This window comes from Streptomyces sp. DSM 40750, from assembly GCF_024612035.1.
Lineage (GTDB): Bacteria > Actinomycetota > Actinomycetes > Streptomycetales > Streptomycetaceae > Streptomyces.
Window position 1 is genome coordinate 9,588,554 of sequence record NZ_CP102513.1, and the last position, 25,906, is coordinate 9,614,459.

Sequence of the window (25,906 nt, forward strand, 5' to 3'; positions counted from 1 at the left end):
AACAGGGACCAGAATCTTGTGGGCGGTCACGGGCGGGTGACCTGAACCTACGGCATCGTAGGCTACGAATCCGTAGGTTACGATGCCGTAGGTTAAGTGTGCTGTAAAGCCCGCTGATCAGCGGGGCGCCGCAAGTCGTCGGTGGACATGCCGAAGGCCCCGCGGACCCGCAGGTCCCGGGGCCGTAAGGGCGCGGGGATCACCGGTCAGACATACAGCTCCCGCAGGCGCACCGAGAGGCATGTCACACAGCCCTCCAGCTTCTCGAACTCGCTGATGTCGACCACGACGGGCTCGTACCCGAGGTCGGAGTACAGCTCCGCGGTCTTCGGCGCGCTCGCCGCCATCAGCAGCTTGTCGCCCCCGAGGAGCACCACATGCGCCCCGGCCTCCTCCGGCACCGGCAGGAAGCGCCCGAACAGCGAGGGCGCGTCCATCTTGGGGATGTGCCCGACGACCGTCCCGTCGGGCAGCGCGGTGACCGCCGACTTCAGATGCAGCACCTTGCTCACGGGTACGGAGACCACCCGCGCCCCGAGCGGCTCGAACGCGGCCCGCAGCTGCTGGACCCCGGCCGCGTTGGTGCGCTCGCCCCGGCCCACGAACACCGTGTCGCCGACCTTGAGGACGTCGCCGCCCTCCAACGTGCCCGGCGCCCAGACCCAGTTCACCGAGCAGCCGAGCGCGGCCACGGCCTCCTCGATGCCTTCGGTCTCGTCGCGCCGGGACGTGGCGCCGGGGCGCGCGATCAGCGCCACGTTCTTGTACATGACCACGGTGTCCTCGACGAACACCGAGTCCGGGCAGTCGTCGGCCGGGTCCACCTCGATGGTCTCCCAGCCGTGGGCGCGCAGGGCCTCCCCGTACGCCTCCCACTGCTCGACCGCCAGGTCGACGTCCACCTTCGTGCGTTCGACGTGCGTGACGAGGCCTTCGGCCAGGCGAGGGCTGGGACGGCGGACGAGGGCCTTCTTGCTGGGCACGTGTGGGACTCCGAATCGAACGAGGGTTTCCCGGCGCCCGTGAAGCGACGCCGGTCCGCCATCATGCAGCCCCGGTCCGCGCGGACAAAACCCCCGGCGCCAGGCTGTGGCCCTCCTGAGATACTCGGCGGTAGCCGAGCCGCCGGTCGACGCGCCCGCCGACCGGTCGGGTCAGCCGGTCATTCCGACCTCCTCCGGCGTGGTCGCCCGCAGCTCTCCCTCCTCCATCAGCAGCCACCGGGTGATCCCGATCGACTCCAGGAACGGCAGATCGTGGCTGGCCACGATCAGCGCGCCCTCGTACGACTCCAGGGCGGTCGTCAGCTGCCGCACGCTCGCCATGTCGAGGTTGTTCGTCGGCTCGTCCAGCATCAGCAGCTGCGGGGCGGGTTCGGCGAGCATCAGGGCGGCGAGGGCGGCCCGGAAGCGTTCCCCGCCGGACAGTGTCGCCGCCGGCTGGTCGGCGCGGGCGCCCCGGAACAGGAAGCGGGCGAGCCGGGCCCGGATCCGGTTGTTGGTGGCGTCCGGCGCGAACCGGGCCACGTTCTCGGCGACCGTCAGCTCGTCGTCGAGGACGTCGAGCCGTTGCGGGAGGAAGCGCAGCGGGACGTGTGCCTTCGTCTCGCCGCTCACCGGCGCCAGTTCGCCCGCGATCGTCCGCAGCAGCGTGGTCTTGCCCGCGCCGTTGCGGCCGATCAGCGCGATCCGCTCCGGGCCGTGCAGGTCGAGACCGCCGCGCACGCGGGCGCCGTACCTCAGCTCCAGGTCCAGCAGGGTGAGGACGGTACGGCCCGTGGGCACGGCCGTGTACGGCAGTTCGACGCGGATCTCGTCCTCGTCGCGTACGGCCTCCACCGCCTCGTCGAGCCGCTCCTTGGCCTCGGTGAGCTTCTCCTCGTGCATGATCCGGTGCTTGCCGGCGGACACCTGGGCCGTGCGCTTCTTCAGCTTCATCACGGCGCGTGGCTCACGCTTGTTCTCGTACATCTTGTTGGCGTAGCGCGTGCGCTTTGCCAACTTGGTGTGCGCCTCGACGAGTTCGCGTTTCTGCTTCTTCAGGTCGGACTCGGCGACCCGCACCATGCGCTCCGCCGCTTCCTGTTCGGTGGTCAACGCCTCTTCGTACACGGAGTAGTTGCCGCCGTACCAGGTGACCTCACCGGCGTGCAGATCGGCGATCTGGTCGACCAGTTCGAGGAGTTCACGGTCGTGGCTGACGACGACCATGACTCCGGACCACGACGCGACGGCGTCGTACAGCCGGCGCCGCGCGTACAGGTCGAGGTTGTTGGTCGGCTCGTCCAGGAGCAGGACGTCGGGGCGGCGCAGCAACAGCGCGGCCAGACGCAGCAGGACCGACTCGCCGCCCGACACCTCACCGATCGTGCGGTCCAAGTCGATGTGACCGAGGCCGAGTTGACCGAGGGTCGCCAGGGCGCGCTCTTCGACGTCCCAGTCGTCGCCGACCGCGGCGAAGTGCTCCTCGGCCACGTCGCCCGCCTCGATGGCGTGCAGCGCGGCGCGGGCGGCGGCGATACCGAGCGCCTCGTCGACCTTCAGGGCGGTGTCGAGCGTGACGTTCTGCGGGAGGTAGCCGACCTCGCCGGCCACGCGGACGGTGCCGTCGGCCGGGGTGAGTTCACCCGCGATCAGCTTCAACAGGGTGGATTTCCCCGACCCGTTGACGCCGACGAGTCCGGTCCGGCCGGGACCGAACGCGATCTGGAGATCGTCGAAGACCGGGGTGCCGTCGGGCCAGGCGAAGGACAGGGACGTACAAGTGAGGGACAAGGGAGTAGACATGAGGAACCTCGCGGTTGCTGGAAGCGGCCAGGGGCGACGCGTTCGAAACACCGCGAGGGGCGACACGACGAGGGCAAGAGAAAAGCCCGCTGCCGGGGGACGGCTCGTACGCCGAGGTCGCACGCAACGCACACAGGAAGGCCGGGATACGGCACGGTGTGTGACGCGGTGTCTCAGGACCTCAGACGAGCAACGTCCTTCTCCAATCGACGGCAACAGGACCGTGGAACAACGTACGGAGGGGTCAGAAGGGCTGTCAACGGATTAACGCGACGCCCAGGCCCGCCGTGGGAACGACGACCGGATCGGCCGCCCCCGGGCGGCGCGGGGCGGCGTCTGGGGGCGTGGCCTCAGCAGGCGTCCCGCATCAGCTCCGCCAGGTCGTGGTCCAGGTCGACCTGGTGGTGCTCCAGGCCGAGCGGCACCAGCTCGGTCGTACGCTCCAGGAAGCGCCGTACCTCGTCGGCGTGGACGTGCACCACGGCGGTGCCCTCCGGGGCGTGGAACTCCAGGACCAGCCGGTCGTAGCCGTACGGCCGGACCCGTACGTCCCCGTGGCCGACCGGTTCCTCCATGCCGGTGACGAGGAGTTCGCGGGCGAAGGTCCAGCAGACCTCGACACCCTCCAGCGTGGCCGGGGCGGGGAAGGTCATGCGGACGGCGAAGGGATCGCGACGGTCGTAGTGGAGCGTTGCGGGAATGCTCGGCATCCGCGGCGCGGCGGCGACGAGACGGGCCTCTACGGGCTGCTCGATGACGGTGGACAACGCCTTGCTCCCTTGTGACGGGTGGACGGACTCCGGATGGCTGGGGCCGGTCATTTCAGAAGACGCCGGATCGGGCCGATCCGTGCACATGAGGGTCGAGTGACCTCTGTCACCGAGCCCAATCGCTGAGGTGATCCATTTCTCATCCCGTGTCCCGGGATATGGGAGAGGACACCGGACGCGTCCCGGTGGTTCCCGGCCGAGGGCATCTGGACGGCACCGGATCGGTGGACTAGCTTCGCCCGCCATGAGGGGCTTGGGGCAGTCGAGAAGGATGAGTCGGACGAGTCGGACGATGACGACGGGCCTGGCCGCGGCGGCGCTCGCCGCCGCCCTGGCGGTGCCCGCGCAGGCACACGGGGAGGGCCGTCCACCGCACTGGGAACTGAAGGAGACCGGCACCGACGTGCGCTTTCGCGGTCTCGCCGCCGTCAGCCGGAACAGCGCGTGGCTGGCGGGTTCCGCGGGGACCGTGCTGCGTACCACGGACGGGGGCGGGAACTGGCGCGACGTCTCACCGCCCGGCGCACAGGAGCTGCAGTTCCGGGACATCGAGGCATTCGACGCACGCAGGGCGGTCGTGCTGGCCATCGGCGAGGGAGAGGCCTCCCGCGTGTACCGCACGGACGACGGCGGAGCGACGTGGACCGAGTCCTTCCGCAACACCGATCCGCGCGCCTTCTACGACTGCCTCACCTTCTTCGACCCCCGCCACGGGCTCGCGATGAGCGACCCGGTGGACGGGAAGTTCCGCATCCTGTCCACCAAGGACGGGGGCCGCTCCTGGACGGTCCTGCCGAACGAGGGCATGCCGCCGGCCCTGGAGGGTGAGGCGGGCTTCGCGGCGAGCGGGCAGTGCCTGGTCAACTCGGGACCGCGCGATGTGTGGCTGGCGACCGGAGGGGCCGCACGCGCGCGTGTGCTGCACTCCGCCGACCGGGGACTGACCTGGACGGTCACCGACACCCCCGTCCCGGCCGGCGACCCCGCCCGCGGCGTCTTCGCGCTCGCCTTCCGCGACCGGGCGCACGGCATCGCCGTCGGCGGTGACTACCGCGCCGACCAGCCGTCCCCGCAGGCGGCGGCCACCACGGGCGACGGCGGGCAGACCTGGACGCCCGCCGCGCAGCCCCCGCCCGCCTACCGCTCCGGCGTCGCCTGGCTCCCGTACAGCCGTACGACCGCCCTCTCCGTCGGCCCCACCGGCACCGACCTCACCACCGACGGCGGCCGCACCTGGCGCACGGTCGACACCGGCTCGTACGACACCGTCGACTGCACCCCCGACCGGGGCTGCTGGGCCGCCGGGGAGAAGGGACGCGTGGCCCGGCTGGAGAACTGACGCGGGCTGTGGCCGCCGCCAGGGGGTGTTCCGGTGGACACCAGGGGTTGTTCCGGTGGAAATGGGATACTGGTAACGCGTTCGAATCACGGAGGGAGTGATCGACCATGCCACGCGGTTCGAGCCCCAAGAGGGAACGCCAGTACGAGCACATCAAGGAGAGCGCCGAGGACCGCGGTGAGAGCGAGTCGCGCGCCAAGGAGATCGCCTCCCGGACGGTCAACAAGGAGCGCGCCAGGTCCGGCGAGTCCAAGACCGCGAGCCGCACCTCCACCCAGGACATGTCGTCCGGCAAGCGTGGTGGACAGCGCTCGCACTCGGGGTCCGAGGGGCCCACGTACGACCAGCTCTACGAAGAGGCCAAGCGGCGCAACATCCACGGCCGTTCGGACATGAACAAGAGCCAGCTCAAGCGCGCCCTCGGCAAGTAGCCCTGGGCCACGCTCCCGCGCCGGGATGCGTACGCTCGTCAGCACCATGACGACCGTACGCATCCCGGCGGGCTGGCCCGCCACCGAAGAACAAGCCCTCGCCGTGCAGGACGAGTTGCGGGGGAAGGTGGTCCTCGACGAGACCGGGCCGCCGCCCGGGAGCGGACACGTCACCGGCGTCGACGTGGCGTACGACGACGAGCGGGACGTGGTCGCGGCGGCGGCCGTCGTCCTGGACGCGGCGACCCTCGACGTGGTCGCCGAGGCCACGGCGATCGGACGGGTCTCCTTCCCGTACGTCCCCGGACTGCTCGCCTTCCGCGAGATCCCGACCGTGCTCGCCGCCCTCGACGCGCTGCCCGGCGACCCCGGCCTGGTCGTCTGCGACGGCTACGGTCTCGCCCACCCGCGCCGCTTCGGCCTCGCCGCCCATCTCGGCGTCCTCACCGGGCTCCCGACGATCGGCGTCGCCAAGAACCCCTTCACCTTCACCTACGACGACCCCGGCACGCCGCGCGGCAGCGCCTCCCCGCTCCTCGCGGGCGCCGAGGAGGTGGGCCGCGCCCTGCGCACCCGGGACGGCGTCAAGCCGGTCTTCGTCTCCGTCGGCCACCGGGTGAGCCTCGGCAACGCCTGCGCGCACATCCTCGCCCTCACCCCGGACTACCGCCTCCCGGAGTCCACCCGCCGCGCCGACTCCCTGTGCCGACGGGCCCTGAAGGACACGACCGACTGAATCCCCAGGCCCCGGCCCGCACGCGGGACCCCGGACGAGGGGCCGGAGAAGCGCGACGGCCGCGAAGCACCGATGAGGAGACGGCCCGGCCCGTCCAGGCGGGGCCGCCGGGGCACCACTCGCATGTACACGCGGACCAGGTACCTGAGTACGAACTGAGTACGAGTACGGATATCGGTGCGTCGTCATGATCGGCAGGCTGTGCCGTATGACGACGCACCGAGCACCGAAGCCCGCCGCCGCCCCCACCCAGTCCGTCGAGCGTGCCGTGACGACCGGACTTCTCCTCGCCGTGATCGCCGGACTGGCGTGGATCGCCGGAATGGTCTACACGCTGACGGGTTGGGCCCAGTAGGCCGGTGCGTGCGTCACTGCGACGCCGCCACCCGGAACGTGATCCCGGCCGCGCGCAGCCGCTCGATCAGCGCGTCGCCCATCGCGACGGCCGTCGTGACCTGCCCCGCCGTGTCCGGCAGGTCGTCGAAGGCCAGGCACAGCGCGGACTCGGCGAACATCTTCGCCGTCTCGCCGTAGCCGGGGTCGCCGCCCGCGACCTCCGTGAAGACACGGCGCCCGCCGCCCTCGCCCACGAACCGCACCGAGAACCAGCTCTTGGCCCGCCTCTCCGCGCTCGGCCCCTCACCCGGCTTCAGCCGGTCGCCCAACCAGCGCCGCACGGGCGGCACTTGGGCCGCGGCGACGACCGCGCCGACGAACGCGACCCCGCCCACCGCGAACGGCAGGGTCCTGACGGCCGCGTAGTGGCGGTAGCGGAAGTCCGGCCCGTAGCGCTGCAGGGCGCGCGCCGAGCGCTGCACCACCTGCGCGTCGATGGTCGGCAGCGGCAGCGCCCACGCCCCGATCTCCTTGGCGTAGCGGGGCGCGCTCACCGGCGCGTACGCCCGCCGCCCCACCGTCCGGGGCTCGTGCCGCTTGCGGTCCTGTGCGGCGGCCATCGTCTGCCGGGCGCGCGAGAACCCGGTGAGGGCGGAGTTGAACGTACCGCCCGAGAACATCCCCTCGGCCCGTACGAACCCGTCCACGGTGATCGGCACGTCCTCCGGGAGCTGCCGCACCGTGAAGTACGCCCCCAGGTCGTGCGGTATCGAGTCGAAGCCCGCCGCGTGCACGATACGCGCGCCGGTCTCCCGCGCGCGTGCGTCGTGCCGTACATAGGTGAGGTCCACGAACTCGGGCTCACCCGTGAGGTCCAGATAGTCGGTGCCCTCGTCGGCGCAGGCGGCCACCAGCTTCTCGCCGTACGTGATGTACGGGCCGACGGTCGTGGCCACCACCCGTGCCTGCCGGGCGAGTTCGCGCACGGCCCGCGGATCGGTCCCGTCCGCCTGGAGCACGCCGATCTCCGCGCCGCCGGGCAGCCGCTCGCGCAGCGCCGCGAGCTTCGCCGCGCTGCGCCCGGCGATCGCCCAGCGCAGCCCCTCGGGCGCGTGCTCGGCGAGATACTCCGCGGTGAGCTCCCCGACGAACCCCGTGGCTCCGTAGAGCACGATGTCGTACGCCCGATCCGCCCTGTCCTGCCCGCCCATTGCACCCCTCAGCACTCGTCCACGCGCCGTTGTCGGTGGCTGAGGCTAGCGTGAGGAACGAGCAGCCGAGCGCGCGGGATCCGGAGGTGGCCGTGACCGTACCCAGGAACGCCCTGAAAAAGTGGGAGAAGGTGCGCGAGTTCGCCCTGGGGATGCCCGGTGCGGTCGAGGAGTTCCCGTGGGGCGAGAGTGTCGCGAAGGTCAACAAGAAGGTGTTCGTGTTCCTCGGTGTCGACGACGGCAGCTATCCGCTCGGCGTCACCGTCAAGCTCAAGGACGAGGAGACCCACGCCCACGCGCTGACCTGCCCCGGCGCCGAGCCCGCGGGATACGGCCTGGGCAAGGCCGGGTGGGTGCGCGTCCCCCTGGCGGAGAAGGGTGCCCCGGGCGCGGAACTGTTGTGCGACTGGGTCGAGGAGAGCTATCGGGTGATCGCCCCGAAGAAGCTGATAGCGGAGCTGGAAACCCGCTGAGGCAGGGCTGACGTGTGCCGCGTCATTGGGCACAATGACTAAGCGTTTGCTCACTCGGGGCTTGTGCGCGGTGGAACGCGTTCTTAGCATCGCTGGTGTTACATCGTTTGTGTCACAGGGCTGGGGGCTCGATGTCAGTGGCGAAGACGCCCGGGCACGGTCCGCTCGCCGGTGTGCGCGTGGTCGAACTCGCGGGCATCGGCCCGGGACCGTTCGCCGCCATGCTCCTCGGTGACCTGGGCGCCGACGTCGTCCGCGTCGACCGGCCGGGCGGGGCGGGCCTCGCCGTGAACCCCCTGTACGACGTCACCAACCGCAACAAGCGGTCGGTGATCGTCGACCTGAAGTCCCCGGACGGCCCCGACACCGTCCTCGACCTGGCCGAACGTGCCGACATCCTGGTCGAGGGCTACCGCCCCGGCGTCGCCGAACGCCTGGGCGTCGGCCCCGAGACCTGCCACGCCCGCAACCCGAGGCTCGTCTACGGCCGTATGACCGGCTGGGGCCAGCAGGGCCCGCTCGCCCAGCGCGCCGGCCACGACATCGCGTACATCGCCCTGACCGGCACCCTCGGCATGATCGGCCCCCCGGACACCCCGCCGGTGGCTCCCGCCAACCTCCTCGGCGACTACGCGGGCGGCTCGCTCTACCTCGTCGTCGGCGTCCTCGCCGCCCTCCACCACGCCCGCGCGACCGGCGCGGGCCAGGTCGTGGACGCGGCCATCGTCGACGGCACCTCCCACCTGTCCGCGATGATCCACGGCATGCTCGCCGCCGGCGGCTGGCAGGACCGCCGCGCCGCCAACCTCCTCGACGGCGGCTGCCCCTTCTACGGCACCTACGAGACGGCCGACGGCCGGTACGTCGCCGTGGGCGCCCTGGAGCAGCAGTTCTACGCGGAGTTCGTCGACCTCCTCGGCATCAAGGACCGGGCCCCGGCCCGTAAGGACGTGGCCGCCTGGGGCGAGCTCCGCGAGACGGTCGCGGCCCGCTTCAAGACCCGTACGAGGGACGAGTGGACGGCCGTCTTCGAGGGCTCCGACGCCTGTGTGGCCCCCGTCCTGTCGCTGCGTGAGGCGCCGCAGCACGCGCATCTCGCGGCCCGGGGCACCTTCACCGACTTCGGCGGCATCACCCAGCCCGCCCCCGCGCCGCGCTTCTCCGCCACCCACACCTCGGTCCGCAGCGGCCCCGCCCAGCCGGGCGCCGACACGGCGGACGTGGCCCACGACTGGGGCATATCAGGCCTCCTGAGGGACGCTTCCGTCAAGGACGGCCCGTCGCCGGACGCCTCCTCGACCGGCGCCTCCTCGCCGGACGCCTCCCGTGAAGGACACCCACTGACACCGGCCCCCGCGCCGCACCCTCCCGCCACTTGAAAGGCCAGACTCGTGAGCACCGAAGCGTATGTGTACGACGCGATCCGCACCCCGCGCGGCCGCGGCAAGGCGAACGGCTCCCTGCACGGCACCAAGCCCATCGACCTGGTCGTCGGGCTGATCCACGAGGTCCGGCGCCGCTTCCCCGGCCTCGACCCGGCCGCCGTCGACGACATCGTGCTCGGTGTCGTGGGCCCGGTGGGCGACCAGGGCTCCGACATCGCCCGGACCGCCGCGATCGCCGCCGGACTCCCGGACACCGTGGCCGGCGTACAGGAGAACCGCTTCTGTGCCTCGGGCCTGGAGGCCGTCAACCTGGCCGCCGCGAAGATCCGTTCGGGCTGGGAGGACCTGGTGCTCGCGGGCGGCGTCGAGTCGATGTCCCGGGTGCCGATGGCCTCGGACGGAGGAGCCTGGTTCAACGACCCGATGACCAACCTTGCGGTCAACTTCGTGCCGCAGGGCATCGGCGCCGACCTCATCGCCACCGTCGAGGGATTCTCGCGGCGGGACGTCGACGAGTACGCGGCGCTGTCCCAGGAGCGGGCGGCGGCCGCCTGGAAGGACGGCCGGTTCGACAAGTCCGTCGTCCCCGTCAAGGACCGCTCCGGCCTCGTCGTCCTCGACCACGACGAGCACCTGCGGCCCGGCACGACCGCCGACTCGCTCGCCAAGCTGAAGCCCTCGTTCGCGGACATCGGCGAACTGGGCGGCTTCGACGCGGTGGCCCTCCAGGAGTACCACTGGGTCGAGGAGATCGACCACGTCCACCACGCGGGCAACTCCTCCGGCATCGTGGACGGCGCGGCGCTCGTCGCCATCGGCACCAAGGAGATCGGCGAGCGCTACGGCCTGCGCCCGCGCGCCCGGATCGTCTCCGCCGCCGTCTCCGGCTCCGAGCCCACCATCATGCTCACCGGCCCCGCACCCGCGACCCGCAAGGCCCTCGCCAGGGCCGGACTGACCATCGACGACATCGACCTCGTCGAGATCAACGAGGCGTTCGCGGCCGTGGTCCTGCGCTTCGCGCGGGACATGGGGCTCTCACTCGACAAGATCAACGTCAACGGCGGCGCGATCGCGCTCGGCCACCCGCTCGGCGCGACGGGGGCCATGATCCTCGGCACCCTCGTCGACGAACTGGAGCGCCAGGACAAGCGGTACGGGCTGGCCACGCTGTGCGTGGGCGGCGGCATGGGCATCGCGACGATCGTCGAGCGCGTCTAGACGTTCCCGCAGCGGCACAGACTCTGACACTCACGGAGACCCTCACATGACCGAGAGCACCACCATCCGCTGGGAACAGGACCGCACGGGCCTCGTCACCCTCGTCCTCGACGACCCCAACCAGTCCGCGAACACCATGAACCAGGCGTTCCGTGACTCCCTCGCGGTGATCACCGACCGCCTGGAGGCCGAGCAGGACACCATCCGCGGCGTCATCATCACCTCCGCCAAGAAGACCTTCTTCGCCGGCGGCGACCTCCGCGACCTCATCAAGGTCACCCCCGAGACCGCGCAGCAGCTCTTCGACGGCGGTCTGGAGATCAAGCGCAACCTGCGCCGCATCGAGACCCTCGGCAAGCCGGTCGTCGCGGCGATCAACGGCGCGGCCCTGGGCGGCGGTTACGAGCTGGCCCTCGCCTGCCACCACCGCATCGCCCTCGACGCCCCCGGCTCGAAGATCGGCTGCCCCGAGGTCACCCTCGGCCTGCTGCCCGGAGGCGGCGGCGTCGTCCGCACCGTACGGCTGCTGGGCATCGCCGACGCCCTCCTGAAGGTGCTGCTCCAGGGCACCCAGTACACCCCGCAGCGCGCCCTGCAGAACGGCCTCGTCCACGAAGTGGCCGCCACGCAGGATGAGTTGCTCGCCAAGGCCCGCGCCTTCATCGATGCCAACCCCGAGTCGCAGCAGCCCTGGGACAAGCCCGGCTACCGCATCCCCGGCGGCACCCCCGCCAACCCCAAGTTCGCGGCGAACCTGCCCGCCTTCCCGGCCACCCTGCGCAAGCAGACCGGCGGCGCGCCCTACCCGGCCCCGCGCAACATCCTGGCCGCCGCCGTCGAGGGCGCCCAGGTCGACTTCGAGACCGCCCAGGTCATCGAGGCCCGCTACTTCGTGGAGCTGGCCGCCGGTCAGACCTCGAAGAACATGATCCAGGCCTTCTTCTTCGACCTCCAGGCCGTCAACTCCGGCGCGAACCGGCCCAAGGGCTTCGAGCCCCGCCAGGTCCGCAAGGTCGCCGTCCTCGGCGCCGGGATGATGGGCGCGGGCATCGCGTACTCGTGTGCCCGCGCGGGCATCGAGGTCGTCCTGAAGGACGTGTCGCCCGAAGCGGCCGCGAAGGGCAAGGGCTACTCGGAGAAACTCTGCGCCAAGGCGGTGACCAGGGGACGCACCACCCAGGAGAAGGCCGACGCCCTCCTCGCCCGCATCACCCCCACCGCCGACCCGGCCGACCTCGCGGGCTGCGACGCCGTCATCGAGGCGGTGTTCGAGAACACCGAGCTCAAGCACAAGGTCTTCCAGGAGATCGAGGCAGTGGTGGCACCGGACGCCCTCCTGTGCAGCAACACCTCGACCCTCCCCATCACCGAACTCGCCAAGGGTGTCGCCCGCCAGTCCGACTTCATCGGTCTGCACTTCTTCTCACCTGTCGACAAGATGCCCCTCGTCGAGATCATCAAGGGCGCGCAGACGGGCGACGAGGCCCTGGCCCGTGCCTTCGACCTCGTCCGCCAGATCAAGAAGACCCCCATCGTCGTCAACGACTCACGCGGCTTCTTCACCTCCCGCGTCATCGGCCACTTCCTCAACGAGGGCGTCGCGATGGTCGGCGAGGGCATCGAGCCGGCGTCCGTGGAACAGGCGGCGGCCCAGGCGGGCTACCCCGCCAAGGTCCTCTCCCTCATGGACGAGCTGACCCTCACCCTGCCCCGCAAGATCCGCGCCGAGTCGCGACGGGCCGTGGAGGAGGCGGGCGGCACGTGGGTGGAGCACCCGGCCGAAGCGGTCATCGACCGCATGGTCGACGAGTTCGGCCGCCCGGGCCGCAGCGGCGGCGCCGGCTTCTACGACTACGCCCCCGACGGCCGCCGCGCCAAACTCTGGCCCGGCCTCCGCGAGCACTTCACCAAGCCCGGGTACCGGATCCCCTTCCAGGACATGCGGGAGCGGATGCTCTTCTCGGAGGCGCTGGACACCGTCCGCCTGGTCGAGGAAGGCGTCCTGACGTCCGTCGCCGACGCCAACATCGGCTCCGTCTTCGGCATCGGCTTCCCCGGCTGGACCGGCGGCGTCCTCCAGTACATCAACGGCTACGACGGCGGCCTCCCGGGCTTCGTCGCCCGTGCGCGGGAACTGGCCGACCGATACGGCGAGCGCTTCACGCCACCGGCACTGCTGGTGGAGAAGGCGGAGAAGGGGGAGCGGTTCGCGGACGCGTGAACCCCTGGGGGACGGGGGTTGTTGGGCGGGCGCGGATGGTGTGTGGTTGCTCGCGCAGTTCCCCGCGCCCCTGAAAAGCAGGGGCCGCGCCCGTGCTCTTCAGGGGCCCGCAGGGCCGTGTCCTGGCCGACGGATCGGCGTACCTGTGACGCCCCTCAGGACTCCGTCGGCCACTCCCTCAGCTCTTCCCTCAACGACCGCTGAAAGGTCGTCAACAGCGCCTGCACCACCAGCGGTTGCATATACGCCGACAGGGATTTCACCGCCTGCGGATCGCGCTCGGCCACCGCGTCACGGAAGACCCGCGACAGCTCTCGGGCCGCCGCGCGCGAGTGCTCGATCAGTACGGTCCGTGCGGCGAGGACCGATTCCTGGGACAGGGGTACGTCGAGCAGCTCCACTCCGAGCCGGAGCAGACCGGGATCCACCCGCAGACCGTCGCCGACCCGCTCGACCACTCCCATGGCCACGAGCCGCTCCACGTCCTCCTCGGCCAGCGACCGCCCCGACCGCTCGTCGAGCTCCTCCCGCGTCACCGTCTCCACCGCGTCCGGCGCCCACGAGGCCACCACCGCACGCTGGAGCGCGAGGTCGCGCGGGGTGAGGCCGGGCGGCAGCTGCCGCAGATACCGTTCGATGGCCGCGAGGGTCATGCCCTGCCGTTGCAGTTCCTCGATCAGCGCGAGCCGCGCGAGGTGGTCCCGCCCGTAGTGACCGACCCGGCGCGGACCGATCACCGGCGGCGGCAACAGGCCCCTGGTGCCGTAGAAGCGGACCGTACGCACCGTGACGCCCGCCCGCGCGGCCAGCTCGTCGACGGTGAGGACGATCTCTCCGGCCTCTCCGGCGCCTTCCCCGGTGCCGGCGCCTTTCCCGGTGCCGGTGCTCTTCCCGGTGTCGGTCGTCATGCACAGCAGTATCGCTGTCTCACCAGTGCTGTGAAACCTCAGGCAGCGGTGATTGTCAGTGCCGCCCCGTACGGTGGCGTCATGTCGGGGATCACATACGTCCGGGGGGACGCCACCGTGCCGTTGGGCAAGGGCGTCAAGGTCATCGCCCACGTCAGCAACGACATCGGCGGCTGGGGCAAGGGCTTCGTCCTCGCGCTGTCCCGCCGCTGGCCGGAACCGGAGGCCGCCTACCGCGCCTGGCACCGCGACCGCGCGAAAAACGACTTCGGACTCGGCGCCGCCCAGTTCGTCCAGGTCGGCCCCTACACGTGGGTCGCCAACCTGATAGGCCAGCGCGGCACCCGCACCGGCAGCAAGGGCGTCCCGGTCCGTTACGAGGCCATCGACACGGCACTCGGCCTGCTCGCCGACAAGGCCCTGGAGCTGGACGCCACGGTCCACATGCCGCGCATCGGCTGCGGACTCGCGGGCGGCAAGTGGTCCCGCGTGGAGCCACTGATAACCGACCGGCTCGTACAGCGGGGGATATCCGTGACGGTGTACGACCACGGGGACCGATCCGGAACCGAGGTGCGATATTCGCGCGTGTGAGCGGGTAAGCCACCGGTATGGATCTTCTCCCGATGGACATCGGCCCGTTGAACCCACCGGTCCCGGAACTCGTGGTGGCGTCGGTGCTGTTCGCGTTCGTGTTCCTCTTCTTCGTCCGGCTGCTGCCCCGGATCCAGCGCGTCCTGGACGAACGTGAGGCCGCGACCAAGGGAGTCGAGGCGCAGGCCGAAGCCGTACGGGAGGAAGCCGCGACGAAGCGGGCCGAGGTGGCCGCGGCCCTGGCCGAGGCCCGCCACGAGGCCGCGCGCATCCGCCAGCGTGCCTTCGAGGAGGGCACCACCCTGATCGCCGAGGCCCGCGCCGACGGCCAGCGCCAGTACGCCACCCTCCTCACCGAGGGCCACGCCCGCCTGGCCGCCGACCGCACCACGGCCGAGACCGAACTCCACGCCCACATCACGGAACTGGCCTCGAACCTGGCAAGCAAGATCATCGGCGAACCGATCGAAGCCAAGGTCCACCCGCGCCGCTGAAAGGGCCACAGGCCCCTTTCGGGGGCGCGGGGAACCGAGCGACCAGCCACGACGAGCCCGCAGTCCGCAGCCCGTAGTCCGCATCCAGGAGCCGGAAGCACCTCCCGAGCTCTCAGTGCCCGTGCCCGACCTCATGCTCATGAACGGAGTTCGTCGCCGCGATCTTCCTCCACGACTTGGGCGTCTTGGGAGCAACGCCCGGCGGAGCCACGGCCACCTGCTCAGCCGCGGCAGCACTCGGCTTGACCGGCTGATACAACCACGTGTCGAACAACGCCCCCAACGACTCCCCGGACACCTCCTCGGCATAGGCGACGAAGTCACCCACCGTCGCGTTGCCGTGGGCGTACCTCGCCGGCCACCCCTTCAAGACCTCGAAGAACGCCTCGTCCCCGATCTCGTTGCGCAACGCCTGCAGCGCCAGAGCCCCCCGGTCGTACACGGCGACATGGAACTGGTTCTCCGGCCCGGGGTCACCCGGCTTGACCGTCCAGAAGGGATCGTCGGCCGGACGCGACGCGTACACATGGTCCGCGATCTCCTGCGCCGTCCCCTCGTTCTCGTGCTCGGACCACAGCCACTGGGCGTACCGCGCGAAGCCCTCGTTGATCCAGATGTCCTTCCACCCGGCGACGGAGACGAGGTCGCCGTACCACTGGTGGGCCAGCTCATGGACGACGACGGAGACGTTCGACCCGTTGGCGAACTGTCGCGGGCTGTAGAAGGGCCGGGTCTGCGTCTCCAGCGCGTACCCCACCTGGGGGGTGTTGGGCACGTATCCACCCAGCGCGTTGTACGGATACGGACCGAAGAACTCCGTCAGCCAGTCAGCCACCTCGCCCGTGCGCTCGACGCTCGTCCGGGCCGCCCCGTAGGTGTCGCCGATGTCCTTGCTGTAGGCGTTGATGATCGGAATGCCGTTCTCGGTCCGCCCGGTCGTGACGTCGAACTTCCCGACGGCGAGCGTGGCGAGATAGGTGACCTGAGGCTTGTTGGACCGCCAGTTGTAGCGGGTCCAGCCGGCGCGTGAACTCGTCGACTGGAGTGTGCCGTTGGAGATGGCCTGTGAGCCGTCCGGCACGAGCACGGACACGTCGTACGTGGCCTTGTCGAGCGGGTGGTCGTTGCTCGGGAACCACCACCAGGCCGCCTCGGGCTCGCCCGCCGCGACACCGCCGTCGGGGGTGCGGAGCCAGCTGGTGAAGCCGTAAGCCTCCTTCGACGACGGGACCCCGGTGTAGCGGACCACGACGGTGATCTCCGTGCCCTTGGGCAGCGGGCTCTTCGGCGTGATCTCCAGCTCGTGCTCACCGGAGGTGCCGAAGGCCGCCTTGGCGCCGTTGACGCGCACTTCGCTCACATCGAGCAGGAAGTCCAGATTGAAGCGGGACAGGTCCTCGGTGGTCTTGGCGAGCAGGGTCGCCGTGCCCTCCAGCTTGTCCGTTTCCGGCTGGTACTTGAGCCGGAGGCCGTAGTGGGAGACGTCGTATCCGCCGTTGCCGTAGGCCGGGTAGTAGGGATCGCCGATCCCCGGCGTGCCGGGTGCGCTGCGCTCTGTGGGGGATTCCCCCACACCCCCCGTGTCCGCCGAGGCCGGGACCGCCAGCAGCAGGGAGGCCACGAACGCGCCCGGGGCGATGAGTCTGCGGTGCACGAATCACTCCAAGTGGTCGGTGAACGGATCCGCCCGATTCTGTCCGGGGCTCCTCAGTCCCTGTCCGCCCCGACGTGTCCATGGCCGCCACTGTCACACGATCGCCATGCGGCCGACATGAGCCATCCAGCCCCACGCACCTTTCCAGCCACACCGTGGCCGAAGCCCCGCCAGTCCCAAATGGGCCTCTTTTGCACGGGAGTTGACCGCTGTACCGTCCGCGCATGCCGATACCTGCGCGACGCATGCGTTTCACGACCTGGAGATCGCTCGCGACGGCGGCCACGGCCGCCGCCCTCACCGCCACGTTCCTCACCCCGGCGGTCGCCGCCACCCCCACTCCCCGGAAGAGTGAGCCGGTCTACTCGTACGACAACGCCATCCGCGAGGCCGCCTGGGTCGACACCGGGCTCGACGGCGACCGCGACGGGAAGACGGACCGTGTCGCCGTCGACATCGTCCGCCCGAGCGAACCCGCCCAGCGCGGCCGCAAGATCCCCGTGATCATGGACGCCAGCCCGTACTACTCCTGCTGTGGCCGCGGCAACGAGGGGCAGCGCAAGACGTACGACGCCAACGGCAACGTCGTCCAGATGCCGCTGTTCTACGACAACTACTTCGTGCCCCGCGGCTACGCCTTCGTGGCCGTCGATCTCGCCGGAACCAACCGCTCCGACGGGTGCGTGGACGTCGGCGGCCGCTCAGACATCCAGTCCGCCAAGGCGGTCGTCGACTGGCTCAACGGCCGCGGCAAGGCGTACACCACCCGAACGGGCGGCGCGTTGGCCAAGGCCGGCTGGACCAACGGCAGGACCGGCATGATCGGCAAGAGCTACGACGGCACGATCGCCAACGGCGTGGCCGCCACCGGCGTCGAGGGCCTGGAGACCATCGTCCCGATCGGCGCGATCTCCTCCTGGTACGACTACTACTTCGCCAAGGGCGCCCCCCTCTACAACTCCGGCCCCGAGTGGCTCTCCGACTACGTCGAGAGCCCCGACGCCCGCGCCAAGTGCGGAGCCGTCCAGCAGGAACTCGTCGACGGCGCCCCGCGCACCGGCGACTGGACCCAGCTGTGGAGCGAGCGCGACTACGTCAAGGACGTCCGGAAGATCGACGCCAGTGTCTTCGTCATCCACGGCCAGCAGGACTTGAACGTCCGCCCCAAGCACTTCGGCCAGTGGTGGGACGCCCTCGCGAAGCACGGTGTCGAGCGGAAGATCTGGCTCTCCCAGGTGGGCCATGTCGATCCCTTCGACTTCCGCCGGACGGAGTGGGTCGACACCCTGCACCGCTGGTTCGACCACGAACTCCTCGGCTACGACAACGGCATCGACGACGAGCCCATGGCCGACGTCGAACGCCACCCCAACCAGTGGGAGACGTCCAAGGTCTGGCCGCCGCGCACCACGCAGCCCACGACCCTCCGCCCCGCCGAGGGCAGCGAGCCGGGCGTCGGCGCCCTCGGCCTCCGCAAGCGGACCGGCACCGAGACCTTCACCGACAATCCGGCGCTGAACGAGACCGACTGGGCCGCGTACGTGGATCGGTCCACCCCGGAGAAGGCGGGCTTCATCACCCCACCGCTCACCAAGGACCTGCGCCTGTCCGGCTCCTCGAAGGTGACCGTCACCGCCACGCCCACCACCTCCACCGCCCACCTCTCGGCGGTCCTCGTGGACCTCGGCCCTGACACCATCCGCGACTACTCCGCCGTCGGCGAGGGCATCACCACCCTCACCGAGCGCACCTGCTGGGGCCCGAGCACCACCGGCGACAGCTCCTGCTTCCGGGAGACCGCGCCCAGGACGGCCGATGTCGACTACACGATCTTCAGCCGCGGCTGGGCCGACCTCGGCAACCACTCCTCCGACACGGGAGCCCCGCTCACGCCCGGCACCCCGTACACGATCACCCTCGATCTGCACTCCGGCGACCACGTCGTCCCGGCGGGCCACCGGCTCGCGCTGATCATCGCGGGCACCGACGAGGACCTCATCGACCCGCCGGCCGGCACCCCCACCCTGACCCTCGACCTCAAGCGCACCTCCGCGCAGGTCCCGCTGGTCGGCGGTGCCACCGCCTTCAAGAAGGCGACCTCGGGCACCACCGGCAGCCCGGCGGCCTCCGTCCTCGACGGCGTACGCGACCCGAGCCGGGCCGCCCGCGTCCCGGGCGGTGGCGCATGAGGGCCCGTATCGCGACGCTGATCGCCATCGCGCTCGCCGCACCCCTGCTGTCGACACCCGCGTACGCGGCGGACACCACCCCGCCGCGCACCGGATTCGAGCAGTCGGGCGGCGCCCGCTGGACCAGCCAGCCCGAGGAGCAGGACTTCCTCGCCGCCGTCGACCGGGCGAGCGACCGCGTGTCGATCACCCGGATCGGAACCACCAAGCAGGACCGCCCGCTCCAACTCGTCCGCATCGGCACCCGCCCCACCACGCGCACGGTCCTCCTCATCTGCAGCCAGCACGGCGACGAGCCCTCCGGCCGCGACGCCTGCCTCACCACCATCCGCGACCTCGCCCACGCCAAGGACAGGCGGACCGAGCGGTTGCTGAAATCCACCACCCTGCTCGTCGTCCCCACCGCCAACCCCGACGGCCGGGCCGCCGACACCCGGGGCAACAGCGACGGCATCGACATCAACCGCGACCACCTGGCCCTCCGGACGGCCGAGGCACGGGCGCTCGCCGCCGTCATACGCGACCGCGAGCCCGACGTCGTCTACGACCTGCACGAGTACGGCGCCACACCCCAGTACTACGACAAGGACCTGTTCGACCTCTGGCCGCGCAACCTCAACACCGACGCCGCCGTCCACACCGAGGCACGGAACCTGTCCCTGGACCACGTACGCCCGGCCGCGGGGGCCGTCGGCTACTCGACCGGCACGTACGGCATCTGGACCGACCCGGTCACCGGCGACCCCATCCGCCAGGTCGCGGGCGACGGCCAGGAGCGCATCCTGCGGAACATGTCCGGAATCAAACACTCCGTCGGGCTGCTGATCGAGAGCCGGGTGGAACCGCCGACGGCCGGCACCGAGGAACCGGTCAACAACCTGCGCCGCGTGAACTCCCAGCTCGCGGCATTGAAAGGCCTGTTCGCCTTCGCGGGCGAACGCGGCCGGCAGGTCGACCGGGCGACCGGAGCGGCCCGTCTCGCCGGCCTCCGCGACACCGGACCGGTGTACGTCGGCGGCGCCGACAACGACCCCGCCGAACCCGCCGAGGTGATCCAGGACCCGCCCTGCGGCTACCGGCTCACGGCACAGCAGTACGAGGAGTTCGCGGACGAACTGGCCCTGCACGGCGTCCGTGTACGGCCCGACGGCGACGGCGTACGTGTACCGCTGCGCCAGCAGTTGCGCGCACTCGTCCCGCTGCTGCTCGACGAGCGGGCGCCGTATCGCCTGACGGTGGGGGAGCCGGATATCACCTGTTGAAACAAGAAATGATCGGCGTCACATGTAGAAGAGCTTCCTGGGCAGGAGAAGGTCAGTTCCAGCCACTCGCGGAAAGGTTCCATCTGTGACGCACGATCATCGAACCACCCACCACGGGGGAGGCGCGCTTCCAGGCTCGGAGGCGGGTCTCCCCGGCGGCGGGCGGCCCCGGACGGACCGCGTCGTGTTCGGAGTGACAGCGGCGCTCACCCTGGCCTTCGTGCTCTGGGGCGCCATCTGGACCGACTCGCTCGAAACCGCGTCCGGCAAGATGCTGAGCGGCCTGATCCACAACGGCGGCTGGGCCTTCATGCTGGCCGCCTCCTGCTTCGTGATCTTCGCCCTGTGGCTCGCGATGAGCCGCTACGGCCGTATCCACCTCGGAGTCGAGGGCGAGGAGCCCGAGTTCCGCACGGTGTCCTGGGTCGCCATGATGTTCAGCGCCGGCATGGGCATCGGCCTGATGTTCTACGGCGTCAGCGAGCCCCTCGCCCACTACACCTCGCCCCCGCCGGGCACGACCCCCGAGGGGGCCGGCGAGCGCATGGAAACGGCGATGGCGACCACCCTCTTCCACTGGACGCTGCACCCCTGGGCGATCTACGCGGTGGTCGGCCTCGCCATCGCCTACAGCACGTTCCGCAAGCGCCGCCGCCAGACCATCAGTGCCGTCTTCACCCCGCTGATCGGCGAGAAACACGCGAACGGCACCGGCGGCCGGGTCATCGACATCCTCGCGATCGTCGCCACGATCTTCGGCTCGGCGGCCTCCCTCGGCCTCGGCGCCCTCCAGATCGGCTCCGGTTTCACGGAACTGGGCTGGATGAACAAGGTGAGCACCGGTCTGCTCGTCGCCATCATCGCCGTCCTGACCCTGGCGTTCGTCGCCTCCGCCGTGTCCGGGGTGGAGAAGGGCATCCAGTGGCTGTCCAACACCAACATGGTGCTGGCCCTGGTACTGGCCGTCTTCGTCTTCATAGCCGGCCCGACCATCCTGATCCTCGACCTCCTGCCCACCTCGGTCTTCTCCTACCTCGGCGACCTGCCCCAACTCGCGGGCCGCACCGAGGCGTCCGGCGGCAAGGGCGTGGCCGACTGGCTCGGCAGCTGGACCGTCTTCTACTGGGCGTGGTGGATCTCCTGGACGCCCTTCGTCGGCATGTTCATCGCCCGCATCAGTCGCGGTCGCACCATCCGCCAGTTCGTCGGCGGCGTCATCCTCGTCCCCAGCTCGGTCAGCCTCGTCTGGTTCGCGGTCTTCGGCGGCACGGCGATGAAGCTCCAGGCGCAGGGCCGGCTCGGTGAGGAGGCGACGCCGGAGGGCCAACTCTTCGGGGTTCTCCACGAGTTCCCCATCGCCACGATCTCCAGCCTGCTCGTGATGATCCTCGTCGGCATCTTCTTCGTCTCCGGCGCCGATGCCGCGTCCATCGTCATGGGCACGCTCTCCCAGCGCGGCGCCCTCGAACCCGGCCGCTTCGTCGTCGTCTTCTGGGGCATCGTCACCGGAGCCGTCGCCGCGATCATGCTCATGGTCGGCAGCGGTCAGGGCGACGCCCTGACCGGCCTGCAGAACCTCACGATCCTGGCCGCCGCGCCCTTCGTCCTGGTGATGATCGGCATGTGCGTCGCACTGATGCGCGACCTGCGCCGGGACCACGTGATCGTCCGCGAGGAGATGGCCTCCGAGGCGGTCGAGCTCGCCGTCATCGAGGGCCACAAGCGCTACGACGGTGAGTTCGAGATCCGGGTGGGCCCGGGCCAGGGCACGGAGATCGAGGGCGACCCGATCGGCCATCGCGGAGAGTGAGGAGGGGGCGGGGGGCTGGGGGCAGCGCCCCTTCAGGGGCGCGGGGCTGTGTCGATTTGCGGCTCCGCCGCGCGGGCGCGACCAGCCCCCACCCCCCGCAGCCGACCGACTGCCTGTCCTGTCCGGAGCAGCGCTTACACCGTGGCCAGCCGCGCGGCGACCTCCGCACAACCCCAGGCCACCGTGACCCCGGCCCCACCGTGCCCGTAGTTGTGGACCAACACCCGTCCACCGGGCAGGACCTCGCGCTCCAGCCGTACGGCGTTCCGCGCGGGCCGCAGCCCTACGCGATGGTCGAGCACGCGCGCCCCGGCGATCTCCGGCCGCACCGCCGCACACCGCTTCACGATCTCCTCCGCGATCACCGGATCGGGCGTCAACGACCACGCGTCCTCCTCCGCCGTACCGCCGAGGATCAGCCCACCCGGCTGCGGTATGAAGTACGTACTCTCGGACCCGGAGTGATCCACCGACGTGAGCCAGGTGTTGACCCCGGGGTTCTCCACGACGACCAACTGCCCCCGCACCGGCCGGACGGAAGGATCGGGCACCAACTCCCGAGCACCCAGCCCCGTGCAGTTGACGACGACGGGCGCGTCGACCGCCGCGAGGTCCGTGACCGTACGCTCCTCCACCGTCCCGCCCGCCGCGAGGAACCGCTCGCGCAGCCACCGCAGATGGGTCGGCATGTCGATCAGCGGCAGCCGCGCCCACAGCCCACCGCCCGGGTACTCCTCGGCTGTCGCGGCCCGCAGCCCCGCCACCCGGGAGGCCCACTCCCCGAGCTCGTCCAGCCCTGCCCCGCCTTGTACGCCCTCGACCATGCGTACGCCCGTCTCGTCGGGCCGGGCCGCCAGCCCCTCGTAGACGGCCAGGGATACGAGTGCCCACTCGCCGGCGAGTTCCTCCGGTTCGATCCGGTAGGGCCACCACAGTCCGCCCGCGACGGCGGACGTGGTCCGCTCTCCGGGCTCCCGTGCCCAGATCCGGACCTGTCCACCGCTCTCGGCCAGAACGACGGCCGTCGTGAGACCGACGACTCCGCCACCGACCACGATCACATCGCTGTTCGATTTAATGGCCACGCAGGGACGTTAGCGGAATATGTCATGCCGTGCTCACAAGTCTGCCTTTGTGGGGATACTCACAACATGTCTGCCGAGTACGCGACCTTCGGCCTGGCACCGGCGATGCGAGCCGGTGGCGTCCTCGCCAACGGTGACTACCAAGTGCACCGGGACTTCGTGGACTTCATCGTCGACGGACGCCCGCTGCTGTTCCAGCTCTCCGACCTCGACGCCGTCTCCCCACTCGCCTCCGACGTCCCGCCCTCGATCTTCACGGCCCAGGTACGCAGCCTGCTCCTGGAAGCCGCAGCACCCCTGACGCGCGACCGTTACGTCATCTACGGCTGCCCCGAATGCGCCGACCTCGCCTGCGGAGCCGTGACCGCGGTGATAGAGCGGGACGGCGACGACTATGTATGGCGGGACTTCGCCTGGCAGACGGAGGAGGAGGCCGACCTCAAGCTCAACGGCTACACGGGCATCGGTCCTTTCCGGTTCCACGGCCCCGAGTACCGCAGCGCACTGCAGTCCCTGTTGCGCGAGTCCGGCGCCGAGCCGTCCGCCCGGCGCCGGGTCCTTCTCATCGGTGCCCGTGTCGCCGTGCTCGCCAAACTCGCCGCCGCCCTGCGCGCCATCGGGATCGGCGCCGACATAGCGCAGGACGCCACCGGCGTGCCCGCCGAGGAACTGCGCTCCTACGGCGCGGTGGCCTTCGGACAGGCCGTCGGCGAGGCGGACCGTGCCGCCGTACGGCTGGCCTTCGACCGCGCCGGCGTCCAGGTCGCGTACGTCGACGGACTCGCCCCGATCATCCCGCTCCTCGTCGCCCAGATCGAACACGCCCTCGACCGCAGCCCGGCGGAACAGCGCCGCCTCACCCGCCTCGTCGCCGCTGACGGACAGGCCGGCATCGAGATCACCTCCACCTGCCGGGTGGAGCTCACCGCGTACCGCCTCGACCGGCTGTACCGCACCCACACGTACCGGTTCTTCGACGGAATCCTCCCGGCGGGCCGACACCGCATCGGACTGGACCCGAAGACCGTGAAGGGAGAATCGTTCATCGTGGCCCGGACCTCGGGGACGGTGCTGGTGGAGCCGATGACGGGGTGAGGATCCGAGGCCCCCGGCTGGCGGCGGGCCGTGATCCGGGCGGGTGGACGTGGGCTCGGATGCCGGGCTCGGGTGGTGTACGCGGGCCGGGCGGCGGACATGTCGGGTGCCGGATGCGGGCTCGGGGTGGCGGACGTGGGCTCGCGTGCCGGGCGCGGGCTCGGGTCGCGGACGTGGGCCGGGTCGGCGGCGCGGCCCCGGAGGTGATGCCGCTGTGAGGAGCCGTCCCCCTGTCGTTAGGATCGCCCCCTGTGACCGCCACCCTCGTCGTCAAGAATCTCGCCGCCGGCCACGGCGACCGCTCGCTCTTCTCCGGGCTCGACCTCGTCGTCGCCCCCGGTGATGTGATCGGGCTGGTCGGCGCCAATGGCGCGGGCAAGTCCACGCTGCTCCGGCTGCTCGCCGGTCTGCTCCCGCCGGAGCAGGGGGAGCTGCGGCTTTCCCCGCCCACGGCGACCGTCGGTCACCTCCCGCAGGAGCCGGAGCGCCGGGAGGGTGAGACCGTACGGGAGTTCCTCGCCCGGCGCACGGGCGTGGCGGAGGCCCAGCGTGTGATGGACGAGGCCACCCAGGCGCTCGTCGACGGCGCGCCGGGCGCGGACGACGCGTACTCCACCAGTCTGGAGCGCTGGCTCGACCTGGGCGGCGCCGACCTCGACGAGCGGGCGGAGGAGGTCGCCGACTCCCTCGGCCTCGGCGTCGACCTGGGCCAGCCCATGACCGGCCTCTCCGGCGGCCAGGCCGCCCGCGCCGGACTCGCCTCCCTCCTCCTCTCCCGCTACGACGTCTTCCTCCTCGACGAGCCCACCAACGACCTCGACCTGGACGGCCTGGAACGACTCGAGCGCTTCGTCTCCGGCCTGCGCGCGGGCACGGTCGTCGTCAGCCACGACCGCGAGTTCCTCACCCGCACGGTCACCAAGGTCCTCGAACTCGACCTCGCGCAGAACCAGATCAACCTCTACGGCGGCGGATACGAGGCCTACCTGGAGGAACGTGAGACGGCCCGCCGACACGCCCGCGACGACTACGAGGAGTTCGCCGACAAGAAGTCCGCCCTCCAGGACCGTGCCCAGATGCAGCGCTCGTGGATGGACAAGGGAGTCAAGAACGCGCGGCGCAAGGCGAGCAACGACAACGACAAGATCGGCCGCAAGTTCCGCAGCGAGGCGAGCGAGAAGCAGGCCGCGAAGGCCCGGCAGACCCAGCGCATGATCGAACGGCTCGACGTCGTCGAGGAGCCCCGCAAGGAGTGGGAGCTGCGCATGGAGATCGCGGCGGCGCCGCGCTCCGGCGCCGTCGTCGCCACTCTGCGGGACGCGGAGGTGCGGCGGGGCGACTTCGCCTTCGGACCGGTGTCCCTGCAGATCGACTGGGCGGACCGTATCGCCATCACCGGCGCGAACGGCGCGGGCAAGTCGACCCTCCTGGGTGCCCTGCTCGGCCGGATCCCCCTGGACACGGGCCATGCCACCCTCGGCTCCGGCGTCCTCGTCGGCGAGGTCGACCAGGCCCGCAAGCTCTTCCACGGCCCCGAGTCCCTCCTCGACGCCTTCGCCACGGCCGTCCCCGACACGGAACCCGCCGAAGTCCGCACCCTGCTCGCCAAGTTCGGCCTCAAGACCACCCACGTCCTACGCCCGGCGGTAACCCTCTCCCCGGGCGAACGCACCCGCGCGGCCCTGGCCCTCCTCCAGGGCCGAGGGGTCAACCTCCTGGTCCTCGACGAGCCGACCAACCACCTCGACCTCCCCGCCATCGAACAACTCGAATCCGCCCTGGACTCCTACGAGGGCACGCTCCTGCTGGTGACCCACGATCGCCGGATGCTGGACGCGGTACGGGTCACGCGGCGCTTCGCGGTGGAGGCGGGCAAGGTGACAGAGAGCTGAGGGCGTCGTCTCGG

General features: G+C 70.8%; 22 protein-coding genes. 15 read left to right on the forward strand and 7 right to left on the reverse strand.

The genetic code is table 11. From position 1 onward, the window contains the following. Positions 1-206 precede the first annotated feature (206 nt). From ddaH to JIX55_RS41995, 3 genes are all read right to left on the reverse strand, one after another. Positions 207-983, reverse strand: a complete 777-nt coding sequence (ddaH, locus tag JIX55_RS41985) for a dimethylargininase (RefSeq protein ID WP_257568443.1) — start codon at positions 981-983, stop codon at positions 207-209. Positions 984-1,154: 171 nt separating this feature from the next. Then, positions 1,155-2,786 carry an ABC-F family ATP-binding cassette domain-containing protein gene (locus JIX55_RS41990; protein WP_257568444.1) on the reverse strand — a complete coding sequence of 544 codons (1,632 nt, stop codon included), beginning with the start codon at positions 2,784-2,786 and terminating at the stop codon, positions 1,155-1,157. A gap of 350 nt (positions 2,787-3,136) precedes the next feature. Continuing rightward, a complete protein-coding gene (locus tag JIX55_RS41995; RefSeq protein WP_257568445.1) occupies positions 3,137-3,553 on the reverse strand; it encodes an SsgA family sporulation/cell division regulator in 417 nt (138 codons plus the stop codon). 295 nt (positions 3,554-3,848) lie between these two features. Here JIX55_RS41995 and JIX55_RS42000 point away from each other — a divergent pair, with 295 nt between their 5' ends. From JIX55_RS42000 to mmpA, 4 genes are all read left to right on the forward strand, one after another. After that, positions 3,849-4,895: a WD40/YVTN/BNR-like repeat-containing protein gene (locus JIX55_RS42000; protein ID WP_257568446.1), complete on the forward strand. Its 1,047-nt coding sequence runs from the start codon at positions 3,849-3,851 to the stop codon at positions 4,893-4,895. A 107-nt stretch (positions 4,896-5,002) separates the two neighbouring features. Beyond that, entirely contained in the window at positions 5,003-5,326 is a 324-nt protein-coding gene (locus tag JIX55_RS42005; protein WP_257568447.1) for a plasmid stabilization protein, read from the forward strand. 46 nt (positions 5,327-5,372) lie between these two features. Further along, positions 5,373-6,062 (forward strand): endonuclease V, encoded by a 690-nt coding sequence (locus JIX55_RS42010; protein WP_257568448.1) that lies wholly within the window; start codon positions 5,373-5,375, stop codon positions 6,060-6,062. Positions 6,063-6,270: 208 nt separating this feature from the next. Then, a complete protein-coding gene (mmpA, locus tag JIX55_RS42015) occupies positions 6,271-6,417 on the forward strand; it encodes a morphogenic membrane protein MmpA (RefSeq protein ID WP_257569745.1) in 147 nt (48 codons plus the stop codon). A 13-nt stretch (positions 6,418-6,430) separates the two neighbouring features. On the opposite strand, the gene JIX55_RS42020 is transcribed toward mmpA, so the two are convergent. Next, entirely contained in the window at positions 6,431-7,609 is a 1,179-nt protein-coding gene (locus tag JIX55_RS42020; RefSeq protein WP_257568449.1) for a saccharopine dehydrogenase family protein, read from the reverse strand. A gap of 92 nt (positions 7,610-7,701) precedes the next feature. Between JIX55_RS42020 and JIX55_RS42025 the strand changes: the two genes are divergently transcribed. The 4 genes from JIX55_RS42025 to JIX55_RS42040 all read left to right on the forward strand — a co-directional run bounded on the left by JIX55_RS42025 (position 7,702) and on the right by JIX55_RS42040 (position 12,909). Next, complete coding sequence (locus JIX55_RS42025; RefSeq protein WP_257568450.1) at positions 7,702-8,082, forward strand: MmcQ/YjbR family DNA-binding protein; 381 nt, start codon at positions 7,702-7,704, stop codon at positions 8,080-8,082. A gap of 131 nt (positions 8,083-8,213) precedes the next feature. Beyond that, entirely contained in the window at positions 8,214-9,461 is a 1,248-nt protein-coding gene (locus JIX55_RS42030; protein ID WP_257568451.1) for a CaiB/BaiF CoA transferase family protein, read from the forward strand. Positions 9,462-9,473: 12 nt separating this feature from the next. Continuing rightward, positions 9,474-10,688 carry an acetyl-CoA C-acetyltransferase gene (locus tag JIX55_RS42035; protein WP_257568452.1) on the forward strand — a complete coding sequence of 405 codons (1,215 nt, stop codon included), beginning with the start codon at positions 9,474-9,476 and terminating at the stop codon, positions 10,686-10,688. 46 nt (positions 10,689-10,734) lie between these two features. Continuing rightward, complete coding sequence (locus tag JIX55_RS42040) at positions 10,735-12,909, forward strand: 3-hydroxyacyl-CoA dehydrogenase NAD-binding domain-containing protein (RefSeq protein WP_257568453.1); 2,175 nt, start codon at positions 10,735-10,737, stop codon at positions 12,907-12,909. Positions 12,910-13,064: 155 nt separating this feature from the next. On the opposite strand, the gene JIX55_RS42045 is transcribed toward JIX55_RS42040, so the two are convergent. Continuing rightward, positions 13,065-13,817: a MerR family transcriptional regulator gene (locus tag JIX55_RS42045; RefSeq protein ID WP_257568454.1), complete on the reverse strand. Its 753-nt coding sequence runs from the start codon at positions 13,815-13,817 to the stop codon at positions 13,065-13,067. Positions 13,818-13,898: 81 nt separating this feature from the next. Between JIX55_RS42045 and JIX55_RS42050 the strand changes: the two genes are divergently transcribed. Next, positions 13,899-14,411, forward strand: coding sequence for a macro domain-containing protein (locus JIX55_RS42050; RefSeq protein WP_257568455.1), 513 nt, complete (start codon positions 13,899-13,901; stop codon positions 14,409-14,411). Between the two features lie 17 nt (positions 14,412-14,428). Continuing rightward, entirely contained in the window at positions 14,429-14,905 is a 477-nt protein-coding gene (locus JIX55_RS42055) for a F0F1 ATP synthase subunit B family protein (RefSeq protein WP_257568456.1), read from the forward strand. A 112-nt stretch (positions 14,906-15,017) separates the two neighbouring features. Here JIX55_RS42055 and JIX55_RS42060 read toward each other — a convergent pair whose 3' ends face one another. Further along, on the reverse strand, positions 15,018-16,559 hold the full coding sequence (locus tag JIX55_RS42060) for a M1 family metallopeptidase (protein WP_257568457.1): 1,542 nt from the start codon (positions 16,557-16,559) through the stop codon (positions 15,018-15,020). Positions 16,560-16,783: 224 nt separating this feature from the next. On the opposite strand from JIX55_RS42060, the gene JIX55_RS42065 reads away from it, so the two are divergent. From JIX55_RS42065 to JIX55_RS42075, 3 genes are all read left to right on the forward strand, one after another. Beyond that, a complete protein-coding gene (locus tag JIX55_RS42065) occupies positions 16,784-18,748 on the forward strand; it encodes a Xaa-Pro dipeptidyl-peptidase (RefSeq protein ID WP_257568458.1) in 1,965 nt (654 codons plus the stop codon). Next, positions 18,745-20,010, forward strand: coding sequence for a M14 family metallopeptidase (locus tag JIX55_RS42070; protein ID WP_257568459.1), 1,266 nt, complete (start codon positions 18,745-18,747; stop codon positions 20,008-20,010). The genes JIX55_RS42065 and JIX55_RS42070 overlap by 4 nt, the downstream gene beginning before the upstream one ends. Before the next feature lie 85 nt (positions 20,011-20,095). Then, entirely contained in the window at positions 20,096-21,820 is a 1,725-nt protein-coding gene (locus JIX55_RS42075) for a BCCT family transporter (protein ID WP_257568460.1), read from the forward strand. A gap of 134 nt (positions 21,821-21,954) precedes the next feature. On the opposite strand, the gene JIX55_RS42080 is transcribed toward JIX55_RS42075, so the two are convergent. Next, entirely contained in the window at positions 21,955-22,905 is a 951-nt protein-coding gene (locus JIX55_RS42080; protein WP_257568461.1) for an FAD-dependent oxidoreductase, read from the reverse strand. A 66-nt stretch (positions 22,906-22,971) separates the two neighbouring features. Between JIX55_RS42080 and JIX55_RS42085 the strand changes: the two genes are divergently transcribed. Further along, positions 22,972-24,000 carry an oxidoreductase gene (locus JIX55_RS42085; protein WP_257568462.1) on the forward strand — a complete coding sequence of 343 codons (1,029 nt, stop codon included), beginning with the start codon at positions 22,972-22,974 and terminating at the stop codon, positions 23,998-24,000. Between the two features lie 251 nt (positions 24,001-24,251). Then, positions 24,252-25,892 (forward strand): ABC-F family ATP-binding cassette domain-containing protein, encoded by a 1,641-nt coding sequence (locus tag JIX55_RS42090; protein WP_257568463.1) that lies wholly within the window; start codon positions 24,252-24,254, stop codon positions 25,890-25,892. Positions 25,893-25,906: the final 14 nt, after the last annotated feature.

Excerpts from the sequence above, each read along its gene's own strand:
- JIX55_RS42040 (WP_257568453.1), top strand. The coding sequence starts at position 10,735 with ATGACCGAGAGCACCACCATCCGCTGGGAACAGGACCGCACGGGCCTC.
- JIX55_RS42005 (WP_257568447.1), top strand. The coding sequence starts at position 5,003 with ATGCCACGCGGTTCGAGCCCCAAGAGGGAACGCCAGTACGAGCACATC.
- JIX55_RS42010 (WP_257568448.1), top strand. The coding sequence starts at position 5,373 with ATGACGACCGTACGCATCCCGGCGGGCTGGCCCGCCACCGAAGAACAA.
- JIX55_RS41990 (WP_257568444.1), bottom strand. The coding sequence starts at position 2,786 with ATGTCTACTCCCTTGTCCCTCACTTGTACGTCCCTGTCCTTCGCCTGG.
- JIX55_RS42065 (WP_257568458.1), top strand. The coding sequence starts at position 16,784 with ATGCCGATACCTGCGCGACGCATGCGTTTCACGACCTGGAGATCGCTC.
- JIX55_RS42050 (WP_257568455.1), top strand. The coding sequence starts at position 13,899 with ATGTCGGGGATCACATACGTCCGGGGGGACGCCACCGTGCCGTTGGGC.
- JIX55_RS42020 (WP_257568449.1), bottom strand. The coding sequence starts at position 7,609 with ATGGGCGGGCAGGACAGGGCGGATCGGGCGTACGACATCGTGCTCTAC.
- JIX55_RS42000 (WP_257568446.1), top strand. The coding sequence starts at position 3,849 with ATGACGACGGGCCTGGCCGCGGCGGCGCTCGCCGCCGCCCTGGCGGTG.
- JIX55_RS42070 (WP_257568459.1), top strand. The coding sequence starts at position 18,745 with ATGAGGGCCCGTATCGCGACGCTGATCGCCATCGCGCTCGCCGCACCC.
- JIX55_RS42045 (WP_257568454.1), bottom strand. The coding sequence starts at position 13,817 with ATGACGACCGACACCGGGAAGAGCACCGGCACCGGGAAAGGCGCCGGC.
- mmpA (WP_257569745.1), top strand. The coding sequence starts at position 6,271 with ATGACGACGCACCGAGCACCGAAGCCCGCCGCCGCCCCCACCCAGTCC.
- JIX55_RS42030 (WP_257568451.1), top strand. The coding sequence starts at position 8,214 with ATGTCAGTGGCGAAGACGCCCGGGCACGGTCCGCTCGCCGGTGTGCGC.
- JIX55_RS42055 (WP_257568456.1), top strand. The coding sequence starts at position 14,429 with ATGGATCTTCTCCCGATGGACATCGGCCCGTTGAACCCACCGGTCCCG.
- JIX55_RS42085 (WP_257568462.1), top strand. The coding sequence starts at position 22,972 with ATGTCTGCCGAGTACGCGACCTTCGGCCTGGCACCGGCGATGCGAGCC.